This is a genomic window from Saccharothrix obliqua, from assembly GCF_019375475.1.
Lineage (GTDB): Bacteria > Actinomycetota > Actinomycetes > Mycobacteriales > Pseudonocardiaceae > Actinosynnema > Actinosynnema obliqua.
This window is the reverse complement of record NZ_JAHXGQ010000006.1, coordinates 323,366-346,160: the sequence shown is the minus strand read 5'-3', so window position 1 is coordinate 346,160 and position 22,795 is coordinate 323,366. Positions and strand designations below refer to the sequence as shown.

Sequence of the window (22,795 nt, the reverse complement as noted above, 5' to 3'; positions counted from 1 at the left end):
GCCACCAGCCGCGCTCACGCACCACCAGCCACGCTCCCGCTCAGCAGCCGCGCTCCCCGACCACGGGCCGCACTCCCCTGCCACCAGCCACGCTCCTCGGCCGCCAGCCGCGCTCACGCACCAGCAGCCACGCTCCCCGGCCGCCAGCCGCGCTCACGCACCAGCAGCCACGCTCCCCGGCCGCCAGCCGCGCTCACGCACCAGCAGCCACGCTCCCGCTCAGCAGCCGCGCTCAGCAGCCGCGCTCAGCAGCCGCGCTCCCCGGCCACCAACCGCGTCCTCCGACCACGGGCCGCACTCCTCAGCCGCCAGCCGTGTCCCCCGGCCACGGGCCACGCTCCCCCGGCCACCAACCGCACCCCGGCCACGGGCCGCACTCCCCCGCCACGAGCCGCGTCCCCCGACCACGAGCCGCGCACCCCCGCCAGCCGCGCCCCCGACCACGAGCCGCACCCCCCGTCAGCCGCGCCCCTCGATCACAGCTCGCACTCCCTGATCAACAGCTCCGCGGCGGCAGCCCAGGGCAGCTGCCGGGCAAGCCGCTCCCGCAGCCGGGCGGCGTCCGCGAACGCCGCCTTCCGGTCCCGCAACGCGCCCACGATCGCGCGCCCCCACACCAGGGCGTCCTGCTCCCGATCCCCGGTCACCGGCACCACCACGCGAGCCCACTCCTCCTGGTCGAGGACGTCCTGGAGCAGCTGCCCCAGCCCGCTCTCCTCGCTCACCAGCAACGGCGTGCCCGCCGTGATCGCCTCCACCCCGGTCAGCCCGAACCCCTCCGCGCGCGAGGGCACCAGCACCAGGCTGGCGGTTCGCAGGTCGCTGCTCAGCTTCTCGGCGTCCGTCGAGTAGGAGCGGACGAGCGGCCGCAACGCCGCCGACTCGCCGGCCCACTCCAGCAGCCGGTCCCGCACCAGCGCGGACGAGTTCTCCGGGGCGCCCCGGACCTTCAACTCCAACCGCGCCGCACCAGGTCCGCGGTCGCCGATCGCGTGCGCGACGGCGCGAGCGGCGATGTCGAGCCCCTTGAGCTTCGCGTCCTCCAGCCGCCCGAACAACAACACCGACCAGGGCTTGCCCGGCGGCGGCTCCCGGTCGGCCGGGTTGTCCACGTCGAAGCCGGGGTCGAGCCGGACCACGGTGGCCGTGTCGATGGACGAGAAGTCCCGCACGTACCGGTCGTACAGCCGGGGCCCGACCGCCACGACCCGGTGCGCCCGCGCCCCCAGGTCCAACTCCTCCTGGTGGCGTTCCTCGGTGCGCGTCCCGACGTCGTCGTCCCGATCCGGCTTGAACCACTCGATCTCATCGGGCGCCATGTGGATGAAGTGCACCCGCCGCGCGTCCGGGAAGTCGTCCAGCAAGCTGTCCGCGGCATGACCGGTCACCCGCCCGTGCCCGATCACCACGTTCGGTTCCACCCCAACGGGTAACTCCGGCCGCCGCGACAACGCCTCGTGCACCGCCCCCGGCCGAACCCGAGCCGGCTTGACCAGCTCCACCCCCACCGCGGCGGCCTGCGCCTTCTCCTCCTCGGAGGCATTAGGGGCCGTGGCGAAAACCCGAACCCCGGCAGTCGCCAACGCCACGCACAGCCGCCGGTTGAACGTGCTCAACCCCCCATGAGCCGAATTCCACTCAGTCCCCACCGCGAGCACAACCCCCCGCCGCCCACCGCCGCTCACACCCACCACACCCTCATCCGACGCACTCCCCACAACCGACCCCACGCCCTCAACACCCGCGTCCCCGGCACCAGGCACCGCCCCAACCCCGGCCGCACCGCCGACAACCTCGGCACCCGCCCCCAACTCCGGAACCGCCGCCCCGACTTCCCGCACTCCGCCCCGCTCCCCCACAACCCGGCTCGCACCACGCCCGTCCTCGGCGCGGGCACCACCGCTCCCGCCCCCGGCGCGGCCCCCGCCCTCCCGCACGCGGCTCGCGCCACTTCCGCCCTCCTCGATCCGGTCGGCCACCCGAGCCGCGGCTTCGCGGTGCTGGGGCAGGACCGGTCCGCCGTACTGGGGCCGGTACACGTTCTCCGGCTGGCCGGTGATCGCAGGCGGCAGGATCGGGATGTGGAAGGACGGGTTGAACTCGCCCTCCGTGGCGATGCGGTGGTCCCAGATGTCGAACAGGGCCGCCCGGATCTCCTGCGGCTTGGTCGGCGCGGTGGCGGTGCCCAGGTACCGGGCCAGCTTCTCCGAGGCCGGCCGGGGCCGGTTGTCGCACAGCTCGACCAGGGCGGCCAACCAGGTCTTCCCCTCCCGGGCCATCCGGCGGCTGGAGGTGTCGCGGGCCGAGTTCAACGCCGTCCGCGCCTGCCCCGGCTGGTTCAACGCCAACCGGCCCACCGCCTCGCAGACGTGGAAGTGCACCAGGGACCGCGGCGCTTTCGCCGCGCGGTGCGCCAGTTCCACGCTCTCCGCCCACTCACCCCGGTGCTGGTGCAGGAGGATGTCGCCCAACGTGGCCTGCGGTTCCAGACCACGCAACCCGTGCAGCCACTGGCACACGTCGGCCAGCAGGGCGGGGTCCTCCTCGCCCGCGGCGTAGAACAGGGCGTGCTGGGCCAGCCGGTACCGGTCCACCCTGGGCACGAGGCGGCACCCCTTGCGGAGTTCGGCCACCGCCTCCGCCGGACGCCCGTCGGCGGCCAGGGCCGCACCGGTCGCGGTGTAGATCCGGTGCAGGTAGTGGGTCACGTGGCGCGCCGCCTCCCGCCCGGCCTCCGCCGCCGCGGCGTAGCCGTCGACCTGGCGGACGAGCTGGATCCAGAAGTTCCACGAGAAGCTCTCGACCTGACCACGCGTGGCGCGCCGGGCGTGGTCCAACGCCCGCACCGCGTCACCGGGCCCACCCCTGGCCCGCAGCAGCCGGGCCAGGTGACCGCTCAACCCGGGCACGTCCACGTCGGTCAGGTAGGTGCCCAGCAGGGCGATCCGACCGTCCCGCTCCACCGCCAGCTCGGGCACGTCGCGCTCACCGTCGTACCGGCCGAGGTAGGCGGCGACCCGGGACCGCACCTCCACCAGGAGGTCGTCCGCGTCCGCCTTGCGCAGGTGGCGTTGCGAGCGGTCGAGGGCGGTCGCGAGGCGGTACTCGTCCACCCGGGACAGGTCCTTGGCGAGCAGCGGACGCGCGTACCACTCGCCCGCCCGGCGGTGCGCCGAGCGCCACGCGGCCTCGTTGCCGTGGTGCCGCAGGAGGTTCAGCTCCCGCACGACCGGGTGCACCTGGTACGCGGCCCGGCCCGGCGTCGCGCCGGACGACGAGGGCCGGCTCTCCAGCAGGTAGCGGTTGAGCAGTTCGCGGGTCAGCTCGCTGGTGTCGCCGAGCCTGCCGATCATCGCCTCGCGCAGCTCCGCGCCCGCCCAGTCGTCCAGCACGGAGAGGTCGTCCAGCGCACGGCGCACGGCGTCGTCGGTCAGCCCCTCCATCGCCTTGACCACCAGGTCGCGCTCGATGGCGTCCACCAGGTGCGTCTCGTCGGGACCGGTCATCGGCTCGACCTCGGGTCCGAGCAGGTCGTCCAGCGTGTACATGCCGAGCAGGCCGCCGAGCAGGCGCAGCACCCTGGGGTTGGCGCCGAGCCGGGCGACGGTCCGCGCGCGGCGTTCGGCGGGGAACCACTCGTCGGCGTCGTAGCCGGAGCGGATGCCGGCCAGCACGATCCGGATCGCGTCCGCCTCCGGCGGCTTCGGGAGGGTCGCCACGTGGAAGGACTCGGTCCAGATCGGGTCCACGGACCGGTTGGAGACCAGCCACAACCCACCCCGGCCGGCCCGCCCGACGATTTTGACGAGTTCGTCCGCGAACGGCGCCACCGGCCGCCCGTCCGGCCCCAGCAGGCGTTGGAATTCGTCCACCACCACCAGCGCGCCGCTGCGGAACAACGTCAGCATGGTGATGAACAGCCCCCGCCGGCGCTGCTTCTCCGCAGGCACGACGATTCCGGCGTACTCCATTTCCACGCGGAGCTGCTCCAATAACTCCGCTTCCAGATCAATCGGCTCGTCACCCGGTTCCGCGGGCCGCGGCGGAACCTCGACCAACACGGTCCGAAACCCCCGTTCCTCGGCCCGCTTGAGCAGCGGCGCGACCACACCCTTCGACTTCCCGATCCCGGAAAGCCCGGTCAACACCGCCCCACCGCTGGGCCCGGACCGCCAGGCCTCCCACAGCCCGGCGGCCACCGCCTGGCGCTCATCCCCGTCCAACCCCGCCAGGCCCTCGACCGCGTCGCTCTCCATAGCGCTTTTCCTACACCAGCGGGTCCCCGCACACCACGAAAGCCGACGGCGACACGACCACCCAGAGCCGACCACCCCACCAACCGTCACCAATGGCTACCGAGAGCCGATTCACCCGAAACCCGACGCGCCAATCACCGGTCTCCGACGCACCGCCGCAAAAACCCCAATTCTGCGGGCCACGCCGACCAACGGAGCAAATGAACTGCACCATCCGGAGCAATCGCCATTTCGCGACGCCGCCTCGCGTTCCCGCTCCAGCCCGCTGGAGAACTAGCGGTTGCCGCCCACCTCACGGCCGCCACCCCGGGCCGTCGCCACGACGAGGGTCGAGGAGACATGCGCCCGCGCAGGACTAGCCGGCACGAACACCGTCTCGATGCCGCTCAGGTGAAGGTTCATCCCGGCCATGGGCAACTCGTGCGCCAAGTCGCCCGGGGTGCGCACGCCCCGCACGACCACACCGACGCCCGCCTCGCGGCAGTAGTCGACCAACAGCCGGCCGGGACAGGAGTCCACGGTGACATTGCCCAGCTCGCTGGTCATGTCCGCCAGCAGGACCAGCCGTTCGGCAAGGGGGTACCGACCCGTCTTCGCCGGGTTGGTCAGGACGCACATGACGACTTCGTCGAACATGCCCGCAGCCCGACGCGCCACATCCAGGTGTCCCTGCGTGGCCGGGTCGAACGAGCCGGGAAACACAGCGCGCACGGCTCGCCATGCTAACGATCAACGACGGCTCCGCGGTCGACCAGTGGCCGGAGTCTCCGCAGGGACAACTCCAGCTGTGCAGGTCATGGGTCCGGCTCAGCCCGTTGGCGACCGCAGGTCCGCGAGGCTGTGGACCGAGCAGCACACACCATCGGACCGGTTGCTGAGTGCCCGATAGCTGGTGTTCGCGGTCACGGCTGATCGGCACTCGATCAGGTAGTCCGTCCGGCCGGTGATTTGACCCGTGCGACCTCATCGGCGGCGCACAGCTTGTCCTCCACGACGGGCCACGTGACCGAGTACCGGTCGAGTTCCGCAGGCCCGTTCGCCGCGCCCCACCCCGGACCCGCAACCCCGGCAACGAGAACGGGGCCTACCGGCGTTTCCGCTGGTAGGCCCCGTCTGAGCGGTGGCGGTGGGATTTGAACCCACGGAGGCTTGCACCTCACACGCTTTCGAGGCGTGCTCCTTCGGCCGCTCGGACACGCCACCGCCGAGAACAATACAAGACCGCCGCACCCCCGTGACAGGGGGGTCATCGCCACACGCGCATGGCCTCCGCCAGGCGCACACGGGCACGAGCCAGACGACCGCGGACGGACTCCTCGCTGGCGCCCACCACCAGGGCTATCTCGGCGTAGGTGAGGCCGTCGACCACGGCCAGCAGCCACACCGCCCGCTGCGGCTCGGGCAGGCGGCGCAGGGCCTGGCTCAAGGCCGTCACGGCGGCCAGGGTTTCGGCTACCGCGGACGGGTCACGGGGGCCTTGGCCGACGCCCACGGGGGTCACGCCCCAGTCCGGCAGGTCGCCCACCGGGTGGGTGCGGCAGCTCCGCAGCACGGCCAGGCACTGCCGGTACGCGACCCGGAACAGCCACGTCCGCACGGCCGCCGGCTCGGTCAACGAGTCCAGCCGCCGCCACGCGGTGGCGAAGACCTCCTGCGTGACGTCCTCCGCCTCGGCCCGGTCGCCGAGCACCCGGCACGCCAAGCCGAACACCCGACCGGAATACCGCCGCACGAGTGCTTCGAACGCGGCCAAGTCACCCCTGGCGACGCCGCCTGCCAGGACGGCGTCCGCGATCATCTCGACGGACACCGACCAAGCGTGGCAGCGGGTATGCCCACCCGCAGATCAGCGAGTTCACCCAGGCGGGCTAATTTCGCCCGGTAACGCGGCCTCGCCCGACCGCGCGGAGCAGTCACCCGACACCTCATCCACCGGACGGGGAAGAGGCCAGGGCCGCGGAGGCACCACCCACCCGAACCCGCCCCGCACGAGGACCGGCCGAGCACACGCGCCGGGGCCGGGCCCCGGCCGGTCACGCGGCGGGACCCGGCCCCGGCCGGGGGTGGGCTCAGTTGCCCGAGAACTTGTCCTTGGTGTCCTGCACCGCGCCCGCGGCCTTGTCCCGCAGGTCGTGGCCGGTTTCCTTGACTTCCCCCACGGTCTGGTCCTTCTGACCGGACGCCTCGAGGTCTTCGTTGTCGGTCTTCTGGCCGACCTTCTCCTTGGCCTCACCGATCAGCTGCTGGGCCTTGTCCTTGGCCTGGTCGAAAACGCCCATCGTGAACTCCCCTCGGGGTCGGGCAGTTGGTCCTTCCACCCCTGGGATGCCTCGTCCGAACGGAGCATAACGCAATAGTGACGTGCGTCACACTCGACCGAAGAACGACGCCAGCAGCTCCGCGCACTCGGCCTCCAGCACACCGCCCACGACCTCGGGCCGGTGGTTGAGCCGCCGGTCGCGGACCACGTCCCACAGGGAACCGACCGCACCGGTCTTGGGCTCCCACGCCCCGAACACCACCCGGTCGACCCGCGCCAGCACCAGCGCGCCGGCGCACATCGTGCACGGCTCCACGGTCACCGCGAGCGTGCAACCACCCAACCGCCACCCGTCCCCGTGCACGGCCGCCGCCGCACGCAGCGCCAACACCTCCGCGTGGGCCGTCGGGTCGCCCGTGGCCTCACGGGCGTTGCAGGCCCGCGCCAGCTCCTCGCCACCGGGCCCGAACACGACGGCGCCGATCGGCACGTCACCGGTCCGGGGCGCACGACGGGCGACGTCGAGGGCCGCCCGCACGAGATCCTCGTCGCTCACGCCTGGATGGAGTCCAGCAGCTTGGTGAACTCGTCACCGAACCCGCACCGCTGCGCGACCATCTGCAACTGCTCGTCCGGGTACAGGTCGACCTCGTCCACGATCACCTGCAACTCGTGCTGCGGCATACCCAGGTCGGCCAGGACGGCGAGGTCGCCCTCGGGCCACAGCTCGTCGTCCTCCTCGTCGGGTGGGTCGACCCGCAGGAGGTCCAGCACGTCGGCGGCGATGTCGTAGTCCAGGGCCGCCGCCGCGTCGGACAGCAGCAACGCCACCCCGCCGGGCACGGGACGGAGGATGATGAAGAACTCGTCGTCCACCGCCAGCAGCCCGAAGACGGCACCCGTGGAGCGGAGTTGGCGGAGTTCGGTGATCGCCGCGTCGAGTTCGGACAACGCCGAGTTGTCCATCCTGCTGCACCGCCAGCGACCGTCCTCCCGGACCACCGCGACAGCGAAGCCGTTGACCGGCTCCTGGTGTGCCATGTGCACACCGTAGGGCCACGGGACCGCACCCGGTAGCACGGGGGCCTCGGCTCCGGGCGTCCGGGCTCCCGCGATGCCACTATCGAGGGATGAGCACAACTCTGCCGAACGCACACACGACCGCAGCCGAGCCCCGGTTCACCGGGTTGGCGGAGGCAGCCCGCGCACTCCAGCCCAGGACGGTGGCGTTGCGCCGGCAGGTGCACCGGCACCCGGAGCAGGGCCTCGACCTGCCGGCCACCCAGGCCGCCGTCCGGCACGCGCTGGAGGGCCTGCCGCTGGAGGTCACCACCGGGCGGTCCAGTTCGTCGGTCGTCGCGGTGCTGCGCGGGTCCCGGCCCGGACCGACCGTGCTGCTGCGCGGCGACATGGACGCGTTGCCGCTCCAGGAGGAGACCGGCCTGCCGTACGCGTCGGAGATCCCCGGCTCCATGCACGCGTGCGGCCACGACACGCACGTGGCGATGCTCGCGTCCGCCGCGCGGCTGCTGTCGTCACGCCGGGAAGCGCTGTGCGGGCAGGTCGTGTTCATGTTCCAGCCGGGCGAAGAGGGCGCGCACGGCGCGAAGCACATGCTCGACGAGGGCGTGCTGGACGCGGCCGGCACGCCCGTGGAGAAGGCGTTCGCCCTGCACATCACGTCGACCCTCCAGTCCGGGGTGGTCGTGTCCCGCCCCGGTCCGGCCATGGCGTCGGCGGACACCTTCCACATCACCGTCACCGGTCGCGGCGGGCACGGCGGGATGCCGCACGACGCCGTGGACCCGGTCCCGCCGGCCGCCGCGATGGTCGGCGCGCTCCAGACGATGGTGGCCCGCCGGGTGAGCGTCCACCAGCCCGCGGTGGTGTCGGTGACGCACGTCAAGGCCGGCACCACGACCAACATCATCCCGGAGAACGCCCTGGTGGAGGGGACGATCCGGACGTTGAGCGAGGAGGCCAGGGACCTCGTGCACCGCGAGCTGCGGCAGGTGTGCGAGCACGTCGCCGCCGCCCACGGCTGCACGGCGCGGGTGAAGATCGTCCCCGGTTACCCCGTGACGGTGAACGACGCCCGGGTCGGCCCGCACGTCCTCGACGTCACCGCCGCCGCGCTCGGCCACCGCTGGGCCGCGCCCATGGAGGACCCGCTGATGGGCGCGGAGGACTTCTCGTACGTGCTGCAACGGGTTCCGGGCGCGATCGCGTTCCTCGGCGCGTGCCCGCGTGGCGTCGACCTGGCGCAGGCCGAGCCGAACCACTCCGCGAAGGTGTTGTTCGACGAGGCCGCGATGGAGCACGGCGTCGTGGTCTACACGGCGTTCGCGTTGGACGCCCTGCGTTGAGCCGAGTCGCCACCGGTAGCCCGCGCGGCTACCGGTGGCGGCGGACGAACGCGGACTTGGCACGCGTGTAGTCGTCGTAGTCGGCGTCATGCGCGTGCGCCCGCGCCGCTTCCTCCTTCAGGTCCTGGTAGGCGCGCCGGACCGCCGGGTCGGCCCGCAGCAGGTCCCGGAACCGCACGGTTTCCGCCCACCACGGCGAGCCGAGCAGCCGGACGTGGAGGATCGCGGGCAGGCCGGGGTCGGGACGCACGTACAGGCGCTTGCGGTACGTGGAGTCCGGGGCGAGGCCGGGTCCGTCGTGGTGCACGCCCGGCGAGTCGGGACGCGCGCCCTCGGCGGGCCGGAACCCGGCGGCGGCGAGCACGTCGTCCGCGGCCGGGGTGGGCAGCGTGCCGACGCCGACCTGGAGGTCGACGAACGGCTTGGCGCGCAGGCCGGGCACGGCGGTCGAGCCGATGTGGTCGTAGGTCCAGGTGCCGTCGTCGTGGTCGCGCAGCCCGACGCGGAGCCGGTCCAGTAGTCGGGCGGCGGCGACCGGCAGCGCCGGGTCGTGGTCGTGCAGCACGGCCGGTCCGGGCGAGGTCGTCTCCAGGCCCGCGAACCGCCGCGCGAACGGCCCCAGCCGGTCTGCCCACAGCCGGGCGACCTGTCCCGGCAGGTCGGCGGGGTCGAGCACGACGTCCGCGTCGGGCGTCGGCGCGAACCCCACCACCAGGGCCGCCGGGCCGGGGCGTGCCGCGGTCACGACGTCGAGCAGGCCGGTGGGGTCGAGGCGGGTCAGGAGTCGGACGGTTTCCGGCGCGTGCGGGCCGGACAGCACTTCCACCCTCATGCCGAAGCGGACGTCCGGGCTCGCCGGCGGGTTGCGCGGGTGCGGGCGAGGCGCGCGGGACACGCCGGGCGGGTGCCGCACACCGAGCACCACCAAGGGCGCGGCCGGCCGAATTATCTTTCAGGGAGCCTGCCTGATAATTACCCAGCCAGACCACCCACCACGACGACAAGCCGCCCAGGACGCGCAGGCGCGCGAGAAACACCAGGTGGGAAGCGGGGGCAACCCCGCGCCGGTCCCGCACACCGACCACCACCAACGGCACGACAGCCGAAAATTATCTTTCAGGGAGCCTGCCTGAAAATTACCCAGCCGCACGCTGGAGCCGGGCAAGTGCCCGAGCGGCGGGTGAGAACGCAGGCGCGTGAGGGATGCGAAGGGCGCACCGGCGACTCGCGGTGGCGCTGGGGCTGCGCGCGGGCGAACTGCGCGGCAGATCCGCTACGCGGCGGGCGGACTGCCCGGCGGCGGACTGCGCGGCGCATGGGCTGCCGGCGGATGGGCTGCCCAGCAGGCGGACTGCGCGGCAGGCGACTGCGGCGGGCGAGCCGCCCAGCGGATGGCCCACACGGCAGGCGAGCCGCCCGGCAGGCGGACCGCGCGGCAGGCGGACCGCGGCGGGCGAGCCGCCCAGCGGATGGGTTGCCCGGCAGGCGGAACGCGCGGCAGGCGAGCCGCCCGGCAGGCGGACTGCCCGGCAAGCAGACCGCGGCGGGCGACCCGCCCAGCGGATGGCCCACACGGCAGGCGAGCCCCCGGCGGGGCGAGCCGCGCGGAGCGCTCGGTGCGCCGGACGGGTCGCATGGGGCCGAACCAGCCGCGCGCAAGCGCGCCAGGCGGGCCCGGCGGGTGTTCGCCGGCAGGATGTGATCCGTGCGGGACGTGTGCGTGATCGGGCTGGGGTTGATCGGCGGGTCGGTGTTGCGGGCCGCGGTGGCGGCTGGGCGGGTGGCCTGGGGGGCCACCGCCTCCGAGACCGACGCGGCGGCGGCGCGGGGGGACGGGTTCGAGGTGTCGGGCCTGCCGGCCGCGCTCGCCCGCGCCGCCGAGCGTGACGCGCTGGTGGTGATCGCCGTACCGCTACCCGCCGTGGAAGAAGTGCTGCGGTCCCTCCCCAGCGGTACGCGGTTGACCGACGTCGTCAGCGTCAAGGGTCCCGTGCGCGACCTGGTGGCGCGTGTCGCGCCCCACGCCCGCTACGTGGGCGGCCACCCGATGGCGGGCACGGCGGCGTCCGGGTGGGCGGCCGGCGGCCGAACCCTGTTCAACGGCGCGCCGTGGGTGGTGGCGACGGAAGACGGAATCGACCCGGACGTCCTGGTGGACGTGCTGGCACTCGCACTGGACACGGGCGCGCACGTCGTACCGACCACGGCCGACGAGCACGACGCCGCGGTGGCACGCATCTCGCACCTGCCGCACGTGCTGGCAGCCGTCCTGGCGAGCGTCGGCGCGGAAGGCGGCCCGCTGGCACTGGCCCTCGCGGCCGGTTCCTTCGGCGACGGCACGCGGGTCGCGGCCAGCAACCCCGACCTGGTCCGCGCGATGTGCGAGGGCAACCGGGCGGCACTCCTCACCGCCGTCGACGACGCGTTGGGCCGCCTCGGCGCGGCACGGGGATCGCTCGCCTCGACCGGCGGGCTGGCCAAGACGATCGACGCCGGGCGCGCGGCACGACGCGCGCTGGACGAGCGCGCCACGGACCGGGCGGAGATCACCGTCGACCTGACCTCCCCGGGAGCGCTCGCCGCGCTGCGTGCCGTTGGTGCACGCGGCGGGCAGGTGGTTGCCCTGAACGGCAGCACCGCGGTCGCGCGCACCTCGTAGTGTTCGACGGGTGGAGCGTCGGGGGCTCGTGGCGTGGCTCGGCGGCCTGGCGCTGGTCGCCGGCGCGGTGGTGGTGCTGCGCCAGGAGACCACGCCGCCCGAGCCGCCCCGGTTCCTGGACGGGCGGGTTCAGCTCGTCCCTGACGACGTGCCGCCCAAGCGGCCGTCGGAACTCCGGGTCGTGGCACCGGACCGGACCAGCCTGCGCGTCACCTGGACGGCGACCGACGGCGTCACCCACGACGGGTTCGAGGTCCGGTGGCCGGGCGGGGTGCGGCTGGTGCAGGCCGTCGAGGCGGAGCTGACCGACCTGGACCCGGACGCGGCGACCACCGTCGAGGTGCGGGCGGTGGACGCGCTCGGCCGGCGCTCGGAACCCGCCGCGGTGACGGCCGTGCCCAGCCTCGCGCTCGACACCGGGCCGGAGGTGCTGCGGCCGGTGGACGTGTTCGACGGCCCGGGATCGCTGGACCCGCGGCGCTGGCGGGTGTTCGGCGACGGCGGTTGCCTGGGCCTGCGCGGCAGGCGGCTGGAGGTGGGCTGCCACTCGCTCGACCTCCAGTCGAACGTGCCGCTGCGCCTGGGCCCGCCCGCCGCGGACGGCGCGCTGGGCCGCGTCGTGCTCACCACGGACGGCCCCGACTCGGGTGAGCTGTTCGTGGCGTTGCTGCCGGAACCGTGCCAGGACCTCGGCCGCCTGCTGCGCCCGTTCCCGCCGGACGTGCTGGCACTGCGCATCACGCCGCACGGCGCGAACTTCGAGACCGGACCGGGCGTGCCGACGACGTCCCGGGTGATCGACGTGGGTGGCACGGCCCCGCCGCCGACGCCGGGCGTGCGGCACCGCTGGGAGCTGCGGGTGCTGCCGGACGCGGTGGTGGCGTTGCGGGACGGCCAGGTGCTGGCCACGGCGTCGGTCGCGGTGCCGTGGCGGGTGGCCCGGCCACGCCTGGTGTTCCGGGGCGTGCGGCAGACGCGGCTCGACTCGTTCGCCGTGGGCGGCGCGCCGAGCGAGCCGGTGCCCGCGTCCGTGGTGCCGCTGGGTCCGGGCACGCGGGACGGCACGGTGACCGGGCTGGGCGGCGTGCCCCGGGAGCGCCTGGTCGGTGCCCGGACGGCCCGGGTCGTGGCGTCGGTGGTGGCGGTGAGCGGCAAGGCGCGGGACGTCCCGGTGGTGGTGGAGTTCGGCGACCGGACCGCGCCCGCCGCGTTCCTGCCGTCCGGCGACGACACCGAGAGCGTGCTGTACGCGGACTTCCCGCTGCCCGAGTCGTCGCCGTCGCCCGAGGTGCGGTTGCACGCCGAGCGGCAGCTCCTGGTCAACGCGGCCCACCTGGTGGTGGCCGACGGCGACGACGCGCCCCGCCGCCCGCTGCCCCGGTTGGCCGACCTGCGGCACCCGGAGGCGGAGCTGCCGAGACCGGACGTGGTGGTCGTGCACGAGTCCGCACCCGACGGCCCGTTCCCGCCCCGCGGGCGGGCGCGGCTGGTGGTCGCGTTACCCGCGGGCGCGGCACGCGAGGTGGCACCGGTGCGCGCCGTGGAGGTCGACCTGGACGGGCAGCGGCTGGTGGTGTTGCCGACCGGGGGCTCGGCGGGCGGTCGGCACGAGTTCCTGCTCGACGTCACCGGCCTGGCGGCGGGCGGGCACCGGGTGCAGGCCCGGGTGGTCCCGGTGGACCAGCGGGTCGGCGTCCAGTCGTCGGAGCGGGTGTTCGAGATCCGCCCCCGGTAGGTCTCGGGTGGGCAACGCCCGGTGACCCGCGTCACTTGGCGGCCTAGCTTGTCGCAATGGATCGTCGCCGGGTCATCGTCCTCGCCGCCGCGGTGGTGTTGTTCGGCGGAGTCGTGGCGGTGCTGCGCACGACCGGGGTCGACGACCCGTCGTCCCGGGCGACCACGACACCGCCGCCACCGACGTCCCTCGCGCCGTTCGCCGCGCCGGGCGTCCTGGCGCCGCCACCCGGGCAGCCGCCGCGCCCGCCGGCGGACCTGCGGGTGACGCCCGGCCCGCGCCGGCTCCAGGTCGCCTGGACCGACGACGCGCCGGGCCACGAGGTCCGCTGGGGCCGCGCGGGCGAACCGGACCGGACCCGGCTGGTCGTGGGCGCCGCGACCCAGTTGGACGGCTTGGCCGACGACGTGGCGCACCACGTGGAGGTCCGGGCCGTGGACGCGTTCGGGCAGCGCTCCGAGCCCGTGCGCGTCGAGGGCACGCCACGCGCCACGCGACTCGACGGCTACGCGCTGGTGGACGCGTTCGACCAGCCCGACGCGCCGGACCCGGCCCGGTGGCGACTCACGTCGAGGCCGAACTGCGCCCGCGCCCGCCCCGACGACGCGCGGCGGCTGGTGGTCGACGGTGGTTGTGCGGCACCCGTGACGTTGCGGTCGCGCACGCCGTTCGTGCCGCACGAGGGCGACGTGCTCGGCCGGTTCGCCGTGGACACCGACGCGCCCGGCCCGGACGGCGGGCTCGACCTGGACCTGGTGCCCGGCCCGGTGAGCGTGGTCGGCGACGTGCTGCCGCCGGGTGCGATCCGGTTGCGGGTGGCGACCGGCGGCGGGCACGCCACCGCCGAGGTGGTCACCGCCGACGGCGTGCCGACCGCGGCGGTGCGGCCCGTGCCGCCGCTGGAACCGGGCCTGACCCACCGCTGGGAACTGGTGCTGCGCCGGGACGGCACGCGCGTGCTGCTGGACGGCGAGCTGCTGGCGACGAGCCCGGCCGTGCCGCGCTGGGCGGAGGCGACCGCGCTGGTGTCGGTGTCCGGTCCGCCCGGTCGGCGGGTGGCGGTCAGCCTGGTGGCGTTCGACGCCACGCCCGCCACCCCGCCGCCGGTCACGGCCGCACCACCTGTGCGGGTGACAGTGGCTGCCGACGCGCCGCCGGCGACCGGCACACCGCTGCCGGGCGTGGCGGGCGCACGGCTGCGGTTGGCCCTCCTGCACGCCGACCCGTCACCCGCGCCGCCGGAGTTCACGCTCGCCGCGGGCGGGCAGCGGGTGCCGCTGCGCCCCGCCGCGGCGGACGCGCCGTGGCGGCCCGGCGTCGCGTACCCGCTGGTGGCCGACCTGCCGGCGGACGCGCTGGTCACTTCCGGCGACCACCTGGCGATGACCGTCCTGACCACCGTCCGGGCGCAGGTCACGCACGTCGACCTGGAGCCCGCGCCCGCGCCGGGCGCGCCGGTCGTGCGCCCACCCGCGCCCGCGCCGCCGCCCGCTCCCGTGCCGGTGCTGCCCCGCGTGGACGCGACGGTGCTGGACGCGGCCGGTCAACCGGTGCCCGCCGGCGCACCGGTCAAGCGCGGCCGGCTGGTGCTCGACCTGGTGCTGGACGGCCGGTCCGCGCAGCTCGGGCCGGGACCGGCCGGGCTCGCCGGGTTCACCGTGCGGCTGGACGAAGAACGGGTGGCGGCCGTGCCCACCGCCCTGGGCGGACCGGGCGTCGCGGGCTCCTACCGGCTGGCCCTGGACACCTCCGGGTTGTCCTTCGGACCGCACATGATCGAGGTCAAGCTGTTCGGCACGGCCGCGGACGTCCGCCCCACCACGGCGTTCGTGTCGTTCTTCGTCGGCTAACGGCAAACGTCAGGGCCGTGACAACCGCCCCGGCGGTGCGAAGATGGGTCCATGCGCCGTCCGCTGATCCTCGACGCCGCCCGCACCCCCTTCGGCCGCTACCGCGGCGGCCTGTCCGGGGTGCGCGTGGACGACCTGGCCGCGCTGCCGATCACGGAGCTGCTGCGCAGACACCGCTTCGACCCGGCCCGCGTGGACGACGTGGTGCTGGGCAACTCCAACGGCGCGGGCGAGGAGAACCGGGACGTCGGCCGGATGGCGGCGTTGCTCGCCGGGCTGCCGCCGACCGTGCCGGGCGTGGCGGTGAACCGGCTGTGCGCGTCCGGCGGCGAGGCCATCGTGCAGGCCGGCCGGACCGTGGCGATGGGTGACGGCGACCTGCTGGTGGCGGGTGGCGTGGAGGGCATGACGCGCGCGCCGTTCGTGGTGCCGCGGCCGGACCGGGCGTTCGCGGACCGGCTGGAACCGGTGTCCACGGCGTTGGGCTGGCGGCTGGTGAACCCCCGGATGCCCGCCGAGTGGACGGTGCCGCTGGGCCGCGCCGCCGAGGACGTGGCGGTCGGGCTCGGCATCACCCGCGAGCAGATGGACCTCTACGCGCTGCGCTCGCACCGCCGCGCGTCGGCCGCGTGGGACGCCGGTGTGCACGACGGGTTCGCGTTCCCGGTGCAGCTCCCGGACGGGTCGGCGGTGCGGCGGGACGAGTCGGTGCGCCCGGAGACGTCGCTGGAGAAGCTGGGCAGGCTCGCGTCGGCGTTCTCCGCGGCGGGTCCGGTCACGGCGGGCAACTCGTCACCGCTCAACGACGGCGCGGCGGCCGTCCTGGTGGGCACCGAGGCGGTGGCCGCCGAACTGGGCGTCGCGCCGCTGGCCGAGATCCTGGGCAGCGCGGTGACCGCCGCCGAGCCGCACCGGTTCACGCTCGCACCGGTGACGGCGATCCGGAAGCTGCTGACCCGCCTCCGGGTGACCCCCGAGGACGTCGACCTGTGGGAGGTCAACGAGGCGTTCGCGGCGATGGCGTTGTCCGTGCTGCACCACCTTCCGGAGGTCGACCGGGAGAAGGTCAACGTGCACGGCGGTGCGATCGCCTACGGTCACCCGCTGGGCGCGTCCATGCCGCGGGTCGTGGTGGACCTGTGCCGCCACCTGCGTGCTCGCGGCGGCGGGCTGGGCGTCGCCGCCGCGTGCGTCGGCGTCGGCCAGGGGCTGGCCATCGCGCTGCGCGTGTGACGGCCGTCAGATGCGGTGTGCGACGCCCGGGTAGTCGAGCACCAGGCCGTCGCGGTCGACGGTGATGTCCTGGCGGTAGTCGCCGCTCTCGTACGCCACCACGGACCGGTCCTCGCCCACCGACACCGTCCGGTACGCCTGGCGCAGCAGCCGGACCTCCAGGTCGGGCAACGACACGTACACCACCGGCAGCACGTGCTCACCCGGCTCGCGGTGCAGCCCGAGCCGCCGGATGGGGATGGCGTTGAACAACACGGCCGACTGCACGTCCACGTCCAGCGCGCCGTCGAAGTCGGCCCGCTCGGCGCCGGAGCCGGAGTCCACCAGCCACACGCCCTCCGACGAGCGGGACACCGAGATCTGCCGCTCCTCGGACACGGTGGCGGTGCGCAGCAGCAGGCGGGTGACCGCGCCGGTCTCGCCCACGGACACCTCGAACGACGCGCTGAACTGCTCGTCCGGGCCGGCGGCCACGATGCGGCCGGAGGCACGTGCCTTCCGCTCGGTCAGCAGGTACCTGACCTGCTCCAGCCGGGGCGCGTCGTAGCCGCGCCAGGTGACGATGCGCGCGGCCGGCGTGCGGGCCTCCCCGGTCGGGGTGGCCCGCTCGACCGCGTCCGAGGAGTTCACTCCCCACCCGGCAGGATGTCCTTGGCCTTCTCGGCCACGCCCTTCACCTGCTCCTCGTGCCCGAACCGGCCGGCGATGAAGTCGGCCGCCGCGTCGATGCCCTGGTCCACCTTCTCGTGGTTCTGCTCCAGCAGCTCGGACGCCTTGTTCTTGATCTCGTCGAAGTTCATCGCGCTCCTCCGCAGAATTTCCCGACGCAGGCTACCCGAACCGACCTCGCGTCCCCAGCGCTCAACGCTACCTCCGAAGCACGCCGCCGGCGTGCTGTCCACAACGGACAGCGAAAGGCCCCCTCGGGATTTCCCGAGGGGGCCTTCGCGTCAACGATCAGTTCACGCGGTGGTCTTCTTGCGGCGCACGATGATCAGGGCCGCCGCGCCCGCGCCGAGCAGGCCGAGGCCGATCAGCAGCGGCACGAAGATGGACGCACCGGTCGAGGCCAGCTCGTCCTCGTTGGCCACGGGCACCACGGCGGGGGTCGTCGTGGTGGTGGTCGGCGCGGCCGTCGTGGCCTCGGGCGAGGTCTCGGTGGTCGGCGCGGCGGAGGTGGTGGTCTCCACCTTGTCCGCGGTCCACTTGGCCTTCGCCTGGTCCTTCGCGTCCATCGGGTTGGAGGTCGCGATCACCAGGGACTGCGTCTTCTGGCGGCTGTCGCTGGCGATGAACAGGCGACCGCTGTTCAGCTGGGACGAGGCGTGGACGGTGAACTCGACCTCGCCGGGCGCGGCGTCGTCGGCGACCTTGACGAAGACCTCGCTGATGTTGAGGTCCGCCGACGCGGCCCGCGCCTCGGAGCCCTTGGCGACGGTCAGCTCCTTGCCGTCCTTGTCGGTGAACGTCACACCGGCCGGGACCTCGGCCTCGATCAGCACGCGACCCGAGGAGGTGGTGATGGTGAACGGCCCGATCAGCGAACCGGCCTTGCCCTCCTGGGACTTCGGCGTGACCTCCAGCGTCGGGGCGGGCGCCGCGTCCTCGCCGACGTTGTCCGGACCGGTCAGCTTCTTGTAGATGGCGAGGACGTCGGCGTCGACCTCGTCGCTCTTGTCACCGGTCGAGTCGTTCTCCCGCAGGGTCACGCCGTCGGTGTAGTGCCAGATGGCGGCCTGGGTCGCCGCGATCAGCGAGCTGCGGCCGGCGTTCGGCAGGCCGACGAACTCCTTGGCGTCCTTCTCGTCCAGCTTCGGGTAGCTGTGGTGGAGGATCCAGTTCACGTACTTCGCGTTCTGGGGGAACTGGGACTCCGGGTTGGGGTGCTCGCCCCACGGCGCTTCCTTGAGGGACGTGTTGTCCTCAAGGGGCGTGGGGAGTTCCACGCAGTAGGCGGTGGCCGTCTGGCTGTCGTTGCCGTCCTTGAACTTGACGCCGATCAGCTCGGTGTGGACCGGCTTGCCGTTCTTGACGGGCTTGCCGTCCTTGTCGAGCAGGTACACGCCCATGCCCGGCTGGTCGGCGCCGGGGAAGGGCTTGATCTCGACCGCGTCGGCGGCGGCGGGGAGCGCGGAAAGCAGCACGAGGGAGGCGCCGAGGACCGCAGCCCCCATGCGCTTCAGGGTCAACCGGGGTGCCATGTGTCTCCTTGAGGCTCGCGAGAAGCCCGTGGTCTGTTGCAAGGCGGCGGTCCTTGTCCGATCGGGCGGGCTGCGCCGGGTGGGCGCGCCGACACCTGATTCGGCAGGAATGCGCGGAACACTATCCGATCGGGTAAGCCCTGGACGTAGGAGGTGATCTCCCCCGGCGGCACCGCGTTGATCAGCTCATACCCGGCGGTACTGTCCACAGTGGATGATCAAAGGACCGTCCGGGGTGGCCCCCGGACGCCGCCGAACAGCCCTTCCAGGCAACGCCGAATAGTCGTAAACGGCCTTGAGACAAGCCAATAACCGCAGTTCAGAGCGGGTGCTTACCACGATAGGCGTAAAACTTCGACGTAAACCGTCGCCACACCGTTGCGGAACGGTGATCTAGGCGACCAGCTCGCCCACGCCGACCGGCCGGATGTCGCCGACGCGCAGGGAGGTGCCGGGCAGGCAGAGGTCCTTCGCGGTGGGCGGCTGACCGGCGAGGATCCACTTGCACAACGCCGCGAGCTGGTAGGAGACCAGCGGCGGCACCGCGTCGCCCAGGTGCCGGTACGCGTTGCCGATGATCGACACGTCGAACCGGAACTTGCGCGGGAACCCCTGGAGCAAAGCCATTTCCCGCACCGTGCACAGCCGGTGCTGCTCCGGGTGGGCGTACCGGCCGTTGCCGACGTGGCCGCACTCCCGCTTGATGGTGCGTGCCGGCTCGTCCCACCACATGCGGCCGTAGACGTCCGGGTGGGAACCCCACTTGCCGTCGGCGATGATCTTGCGCTGGGCGGGGTTGAGCAGTTGCTCGGCGGGCGAGCCGACGAGGTCGCCCCACGAGCCGCCGTCCACCGGGATCGCCCGCATCCGGTCCAGCGACCGGTCGTGCCGGAACGACGGCGACACGTGCATCGCGTCCTCCGGGTCGGCCTCGCCCGCGCGCACGAACGGCAGCTTGCCGATGGCCCGCCGCACCGTCACGGCCGCCGGGCGCACCTCCCAGCCCGCCCACAGGTCGTCCATGGTGCGCAACGGCACACCGCGGTCCACGGCGACCACCACGGCGCGCTCGCGCAGCTGCGGCAAGCCGAACCGGGACAGCATGTGCGACGACGCGTCCACCTCGTAGCCCAGCTCCAGCAACTGGTCCACCAGCCCGTCCAGGTGGTGCCGCTGCTTGCCCTTGATCAGCTCGCGGGCGTTCTCCAGCAGCAGGATCCGGGGCCGGAACTCGGCCACGTACGCCGCCACCCGGCCGACCAGGGAGTTGCGCGGGTCGTCACGCAGGTGGTTGGCGGGCGAGATGCGGGTGAAGCCGGAGCACGGCGGGCACGCCACCAGCACGTCCAGCTCGCCCCGCTGGAGGCCCCACACCTGGCGCAGCACCGCCGGGTCCAACCGGCCCAGGTCGACCTGGAGCGGGTCGACGCCGATGTTGTCCCGGTACGTGCCGTTGCAGCGCAGCGAGCCCAGTCGCGACGAGGGCTTGCCGATCTGCGCGTCGGCCGCGCCGACCACCCGGAAGTCGCGGTGCGCCTGGAAACCGAGGCTCATGCCACCCGCGCCGGAGAACAGGTCGACAACCTTGTAGGAGGGTCCGCGCACGCCGACGATCGTACGGCGCGCGCAAATCGCCCCGTGCCCGCCGTCGGACCGGCCCGCGAATCCCGTAGCTTGCCGCACATGGAGCTGCCACGCGCCTGGCGACGACCGGATCCGTTGCGCGGCTTGGCGATGACCCCGTGGGCCGAGCTGGACCGCGGCGCCGGCGTGGACCACCTCCTGCGTGGCGCCGCCGCGGGCGACCCGGCGGCGTGCGACGGGTTGGAGCGGCGGCTGCTGGACGACGACACGGTGTCCGAGGCGAGCGTGCACGCCGTGCCGTTCCTGGCGGAACTCGGGGCGAGCTACCGGGTGCCCGGCGCGGCCCGCGACCGGGTGGTCTTCCTGCTGGCCGGGCTGGCGCTCGCGGGCGCGGGCTTCACCACCGGCGGCAGGCGCACCCGCCGCCGGTGGAACGCGCTGCGCCGCGAGCTGCCCCGGGTGCCGCCGGACTGGATCACCCAGGCGCGGTACGCCGTCGCCAAGGACGCGCCGGGGGTGTTCGACGCGCTGGCGGGCGCGGAGGTGGCGTGCGTGCTGGCGCTGGCCATCGCCGTGCCCGAGGTGGCGCCCAAGCACGTGGCGGACGTCGCGGAGCGCATCGCGTTCGCGGGCACCCACCCGCAGCCGCTGGTGGACGCCGCGGGCGTGGCGCTGCACCTGCTGCTGGCCGGGGACACCGACGACGCGTGGGCGTACGCCGTGGCCCAGGGCGACCCGGACCTGTTGCACGCCTACGAGAACGGCGGTTTCCCGGCCAACCAGCCACCCGCGGTGACCGTGCAGCTGATGGGTTACCGGTACGCGCGGCTGGCCGCCTACCCGGTCACGCCGTGACCGCGGCCGGCTCCACCACGGGTGCCGCGGCCTCGTCCGCCACCGGCACGGCCGGTTCCAGCGGTCCGAGCGCGGTGCGCCACTCCTGGTCGGCCAGCGCGAACGCCGCCACGGTGAGCGCCACCACCGGCCTGCCCGGCGGCAGCTCGGCCGCCACGAGGTCCAGCTCCAGCCGCGCGCCCAGCGGCGACGGCCGCAGCCGCAGCACGCCGTGCGGCGCCTCCTCCGGGTGCGCGAACCGGCACGCCCAGTCGGTGAACACCACCGGGCGCTCCACGGTGTCGGTCGGCTGGACGGCACGCACGTTCGCGCCGACCGAACCGCACCGGTAGGCGTCGGCCGCGCCGACCAGCAGGTCCTCGAACTCGATGGACGACACGCCGAGGTCGTGCCCGGCGACCAGCGCCACCTGCGCCAGGGCCAGCGGCAGCTGCGGCAGGGCGTCCTCGAAGCACACCATCGCGCCGCCGTACCGGGTGTTGATCTCGGTCGGCAGGAAGCCGTCCGCCGTGGCGATGCCGTCCAGGGTGAACGTGCCGCGGTAGTCGACGGTCTCCCGCAGCCGCTCGCCGACCCGCCGGGCCAGGTTGCGCATCTCCTCGCGGATGCGGGCGGGCGGGTCGTAGTACGACGCGCAGCCGGCGTAGAGGAACCGGGCCTGGCCGGCGCGGCGCGGCACGACCATCTCGACGGGGCGCAGCACCGCCGTGCCGTCCGGGAACACGATCCCGTGCACGCTCACCGGGATGCCCTCCAGGAACGGCATCACCCGGACGAAATCGCACTTGCGGCGCAGCACCCGGAACGCCTCCAGCGCCTCCTCCCGGTCACGCACCCGGCGCACGAAGTTCGCGCCGCCGTTGATCGCCGGGCCGTCGCCGGACCACACCACGCCCGCGCCCCGGTCGAGCTGTCGCGTGGCCGCCCACAGGCCGTCGAAATCCAGGTCGAGGACGACGGCCGGCGCGCGTGGCGCGGACAGCTCGTCCCACAACGCGTCGATCGTGGTCTTGTTCTCCAGCTCCACCCACCCGGGGCGGCGGGCGTTGAGCACCGGTCGGCCCTCGAACTCGGGCGTGTGCGCGTAGTGGGTGCCGATCACCAGCGCCTCACCGGCCGGGTCGAACTCCGCCAGCACCTCGCGGACGCGGCGGTCGGGCTTGGTCAGCAGGCGGGTGAGGCGGTTCTGCTCGACGGCGACGAAGCCGCCCGCCATGCCCAGCGGCACCCAGCGGGCCACTTCGGAGTCGTGCAGCGGCGCGTGGTCGTCCGTCGACAGCACGAGCGTGTGGCGGGCGCCGAGCTGGTGCAGCTCGGCGGCACGCGCACTCAGCCGGCTGCCGCCCGCGAGCACGACCAGCCGGTCGCCGAACAAGGTGCCGAGGCGCTCTTGGAGCGCGGAAAGGGCGTGATCCATCGCCGAGAACTCGCTTTATGAGAAGCAGACGAGACAGCCGGCGAGCGCCGGGTGCCACGAACTGTAGAGGCAGGCGAGCGGGACGGCCCAGCACGGTCCGGCAACGACCGCATGAAACTTGCCGATGGCGGCGGGACCCGCCGCGCGAGATCATCGAGCGGCGTCGCGGAGGACCTGGTCGACGTGGTTGAGGAAGGCGCGCCGGGAGCGTGCCTCGGGGAACGGCAGGGTGAGGCCGAGCAGCGTGTCCTCCAGGGACGGCGGCGCGGCGGCGACGATGGCGGCCGCGGTCTCCAGGAAGCGCTGCCGCTGCGCCTCCTGGACGGCGTAGTCCGAAAGGACGCCCTCGATACTCGTGCGCACGGCTGGATGCGGGTAA

The 22,795-nt window shown here is 73.9% G+C and carries 19 protein-coding genes and 1 tRNA gene; 6 read left to right on the top strand and 14 right to left on the bottom strand.

Features of this window, described 5'->3' with window-relative positions; translation table 11 throughout:
* Positions 1–476: 476 nt before the first annotated feature.
* From KZQ38_RS37190 to KZQ38_RS21145, 7 genes are all read right to left on the bottom strand, one after another.
* The gene (locus KZQ38_RS37190) at positions 477–4,256 is read right to left on the bottom strand and encodes a glycosyltransferase (RefSeq protein ID WP_219443860.1); all 3,780 of its coding nucleotides are present in this window, start codon (positions 4,254–4,256) and stop codon (positions 477–479) included.
* A gap of 273 nt (positions 4,257–4,529) precedes the next feature.
* Positions 4,530–4,967, bottom strand: coding sequence for a pantetheine-phosphate adenylyltransferase (coaD, locus tag KZQ38_RS21170; RefSeq protein ID WP_219443859.1), 438 nt, complete (start codon positions 4,965–4,967; stop codon positions 4,530–4,532).
* A gap of 407 nt (positions 4,968–5,374) precedes the next feature.
* Positions 5,375–5,459, bottom strand: a tRNA-Ser gene (locus KZQ38_RS21165).
* 43 nt (positions 5,460–5,502) lie between these two features.
* Complete coding sequence (locus KZQ38_RS21160; protein ID WP_308258509.1) at positions 5,503–6,066, bottom strand: RNA polymerase sigma factor; 564 nt, start codon at positions 6,064–6,066, stop codon at positions 5,503–5,505.
* A gap of 259 nt (positions 6,067–6,325) precedes the next feature.
* Positions 6,326–6,535, bottom strand: a complete 210-nt coding sequence (locus KZQ38_RS21155) for a CsbD family protein (RefSeq protein ID WP_219443858.1) — start codon at positions 6,533–6,535, stop codon at positions 6,326–6,328.
* Between the two features lie 87 nt (positions 6,536–6,622).
* Positions 6,623–7,072 (bottom strand): nucleoside deaminase, encoded by a 450-nt coding sequence (locus KZQ38_RS21150; RefSeq protein WP_219443857.1) that lies wholly within the window; start codon positions 7,070–7,072, stop codon positions 6,623–6,625.
* Positions 7,069–7,557: a tRNA adenosine deaminase-associated protein gene (locus KZQ38_RS21145; protein ID WP_219443856.1), complete on the bottom strand. Its 489-nt coding sequence runs from the start codon at positions 7,555–7,557 to the stop codon at positions 7,069–7,071. The genes KZQ38_RS21150 and KZQ38_RS21145 overlap by 4 nt, the downstream gene beginning before the upstream one ends.
* Positions 7,558–7,646: 89 nt before the next feature.
* Between KZQ38_RS21145 and KZQ38_RS21140 the strand changes: the two genes are divergently transcribed.
* Positions 7,647–8,882, top strand: coding sequence for a M20 metallopeptidase family protein (locus tag KZQ38_RS21140; protein ID WP_219443855.1), 1,236 nt, complete (start codon positions 7,647–7,649; stop codon positions 8,880–8,882).
* A 28-nt stretch (positions 8,883–8,910) separates the two neighbouring features.
* On the opposite strand, the gene KZQ38_RS21135 is transcribed toward KZQ38_RS21140, so the two are convergent.
* On the bottom strand, positions 8,911–9,795 hold the full coding sequence (locus KZQ38_RS21135; RefSeq protein ID WP_308258508.1) for a GrpB family protein: 885 nt from the start codon (positions 9,793–9,795) through the stop codon (positions 8,911–8,913).
* Positions 9,796–10,587: 792 nt separating this feature from the next.
* Here KZQ38_RS21135 and KZQ38_RS21130 point away from each other — a divergent pair.
* Genes KZQ38_RS21130 through KZQ38_RS21115 form a run of 4 tightly spaced genes read left to right on the top strand, consistent with a single transcriptional unit; the run spans position 10,588 to position 16,359 of the window.
* Positions 10,588–11,541, top strand: coding sequence for a prephenate dehydrogenase (locus KZQ38_RS21130; protein WP_219443854.1), 954 nt, complete (start codon positions 10,588–10,590; stop codon positions 11,539–11,541).
* Positions 11,542–11,551: 10 nt separating this feature from the next.
* A complete protein-coding gene (locus KZQ38_RS21125; RefSeq protein WP_219443853.1) occupies positions 11,552–13,276 on the top strand; it encodes a fibronectin type III domain-containing protein in 1,725 nt (574 codons plus the stop codon).
* 56 nt (positions 13,277–13,332) lie between these two features.
* Positions 13,333–15,126: a hypothetical protein gene (locus tag KZQ38_RS21120; protein ID WP_219443852.1), complete on the top strand. Its 1,794-nt coding sequence runs from the start codon at positions 13,333–13,335 to the stop codon at positions 15,124–15,126.
* Positions 15,127–15,177: 51 nt separating this feature from the next.
* Positions 15,178–16,359: a thiolase family protein gene (locus KZQ38_RS21115; RefSeq protein WP_219443851.1), complete on the top strand. Its 1,182-nt coding sequence runs from the start codon at positions 15,178–15,180 to the stop codon at positions 16,357–16,359.
* 6 nt (positions 16,360–16,365) lie between these two features.
* On the opposite strand, the gene KZQ38_RS21110 is transcribed toward KZQ38_RS21115, so the two are convergent.
* From KZQ38_RS21110 to KZQ38_RS21095, 4 genes are all read right to left on the bottom strand, one after another.
* Complete coding sequence (locus KZQ38_RS21110; protein WP_219443850.1) at positions 16,366–16,989, bottom strand: putative glycolipid-binding domain-containing protein; 624 nt, start codon at positions 16,987–16,989, stop codon at positions 16,366–16,368.
* Positions 16,986–17,159, bottom strand: a complete 174-nt coding sequence (locus KZQ38_RS21105) for an antitoxin (RefSeq protein WP_219443849.1) — start codon at positions 17,157–17,159, stop codon at positions 16,986–16,988. Before KZQ38_RS21105 ends, KZQ38_RS21110 begins: the two co-directional genes overlap by 4 nt.
* A 162-nt stretch (positions 17,160–17,321) precedes the next feature.
* Complete coding sequence (locus KZQ38_RS21100; protein ID WP_219443848.1) at positions 17,322–18,533, bottom strand: thioester domain-containing protein; 1,212 nt, start codon at positions 18,531–18,533, stop codon at positions 17,322–17,324.
* Positions 18,534–18,953: 420 nt separating this feature from the next.
* Positions 18,954–20,165, bottom strand: coding sequence for a DNA cytosine methyltransferase (locus KZQ38_RS21095; RefSeq protein WP_219443847.1), 1,212 nt, complete (start codon positions 20,163–20,165; stop codon positions 18,954–18,956).
* A gap of 78 nt (positions 20,166–20,243) precedes the next feature.
* Here KZQ38_RS21095 and KZQ38_RS21090 point away from each other — a divergent pair, with 78 nt between their 5' ends.
* Positions 20,244–20,999: a hypothetical protein gene (locus KZQ38_RS21090; RefSeq protein WP_219443846.1), complete on the top strand. Its 756-nt coding sequence runs from the start codon at positions 20,244–20,246 to the stop codon at positions 20,997–20,999.
* On the opposite strand, the gene KZQ38_RS21085 is transcribed toward KZQ38_RS21090, so the two are convergent.
* Positions 20,989–22,416: an ATP-grasp domain-containing protein gene (locus KZQ38_RS21085; protein ID WP_219443845.1), complete on the bottom strand. Its 1,428-nt coding sequence runs from the start codon at positions 22,414–22,416 to the stop codon at positions 20,989–20,991. The two genes, KZQ38_RS21090 and KZQ38_RS21085, sit on opposite strands and share 11 nt — an antisense overlap.
* A 150-nt stretch (positions 22,417–22,566) precedes the next feature.
* Positions 22,567–22,779 carry a hypothetical protein gene (locus tag KZQ38_RS21080; protein ID WP_219443844.1) on the bottom strand — a complete coding sequence of 71 codons (213 nt, stop codon included), beginning with the start codon at positions 22,777–22,779 and terminating at the stop codon, positions 22,567–22,569.
* Positions 22,780–22,795 lie beyond the last annotated feature (16 nt).

What these genes read in the sequence shown, in the direction of transcription:
- KZQ38_RS21155 (WP_219443858.1), bottom strand. Translation starts at nt 6,535, where the DNA reads ATGGGCGTTTTCGACCAGGCCAAGGACAAGGCCCAGCAGCTGATCGGT.
- KZQ38_RS21100 (WP_219443848.1), bottom strand. Translation starts at nt 18,533, where the DNA reads ATGGGGGCTGCGGTCCTCGGCGCCTCCCTCGTGCTGCTTTCCGCGCTC.
- KZQ38_RS21115 (WP_219443851.1), top strand. Translation starts at nt 15,178, where the DNA reads ATGCGCCGTCCGCTGATCCTCGACGCCGCCCGCACCCCCTTCGGCCGC.
- KZQ38_RS21120 (WP_219443852.1), top strand. Translation starts at nt 13,333, where the DNA reads ATGGATCGTCGCCGGGTCATCGTCCTCGCCGCCGCGGTGGTGTTGTTC.
- KZQ38_RS21090 (WP_219443846.1), top strand. Translation starts at nt 20,244, where the DNA reads ATGGAGCTGCCACGCGCCTGGCGACGACCGGATCCGTTGCGCGGCTTG.
- KZQ38_RS21085 (WP_219443845.1), bottom strand. Translation starts at nt 22,416, where the DNA reads ATGGATCACGCCCTTTCCGCGCTCCAAGAGCGCCTCGGCACCTTGTTC.
- KZQ38_RS21140 (WP_219443855.1), top strand. Translation starts at nt 7,647, where the DNA reads ATGAGCACAACTCTGCCGAACGCACACACGACCGCAGCCGAGCCCCGG.
- KZQ38_RS37190 (WP_219443860.1), bottom strand. Translation starts at nt 4,256, where the DNA reads ATGGAGAGCGACGCGGTCGAGGGCCTGGCGGGGTTGGACGGGGATGAG.
- KZQ38_RS21105 (WP_219443849.1), bottom strand. Translation starts at nt 17,159, where the DNA reads ATGAACTTCGACGAGATCAAGAACAAGGCGTCCGAGCTGCTGGAGCAG.
- KZQ38_RS21145 (WP_219443856.1), bottom strand. Translation starts at nt 7,557, where the DNA reads ATGGCACACCAGGAGCCGGTCAACGGCTTCGCTGTCGCGGTGGTCCGG.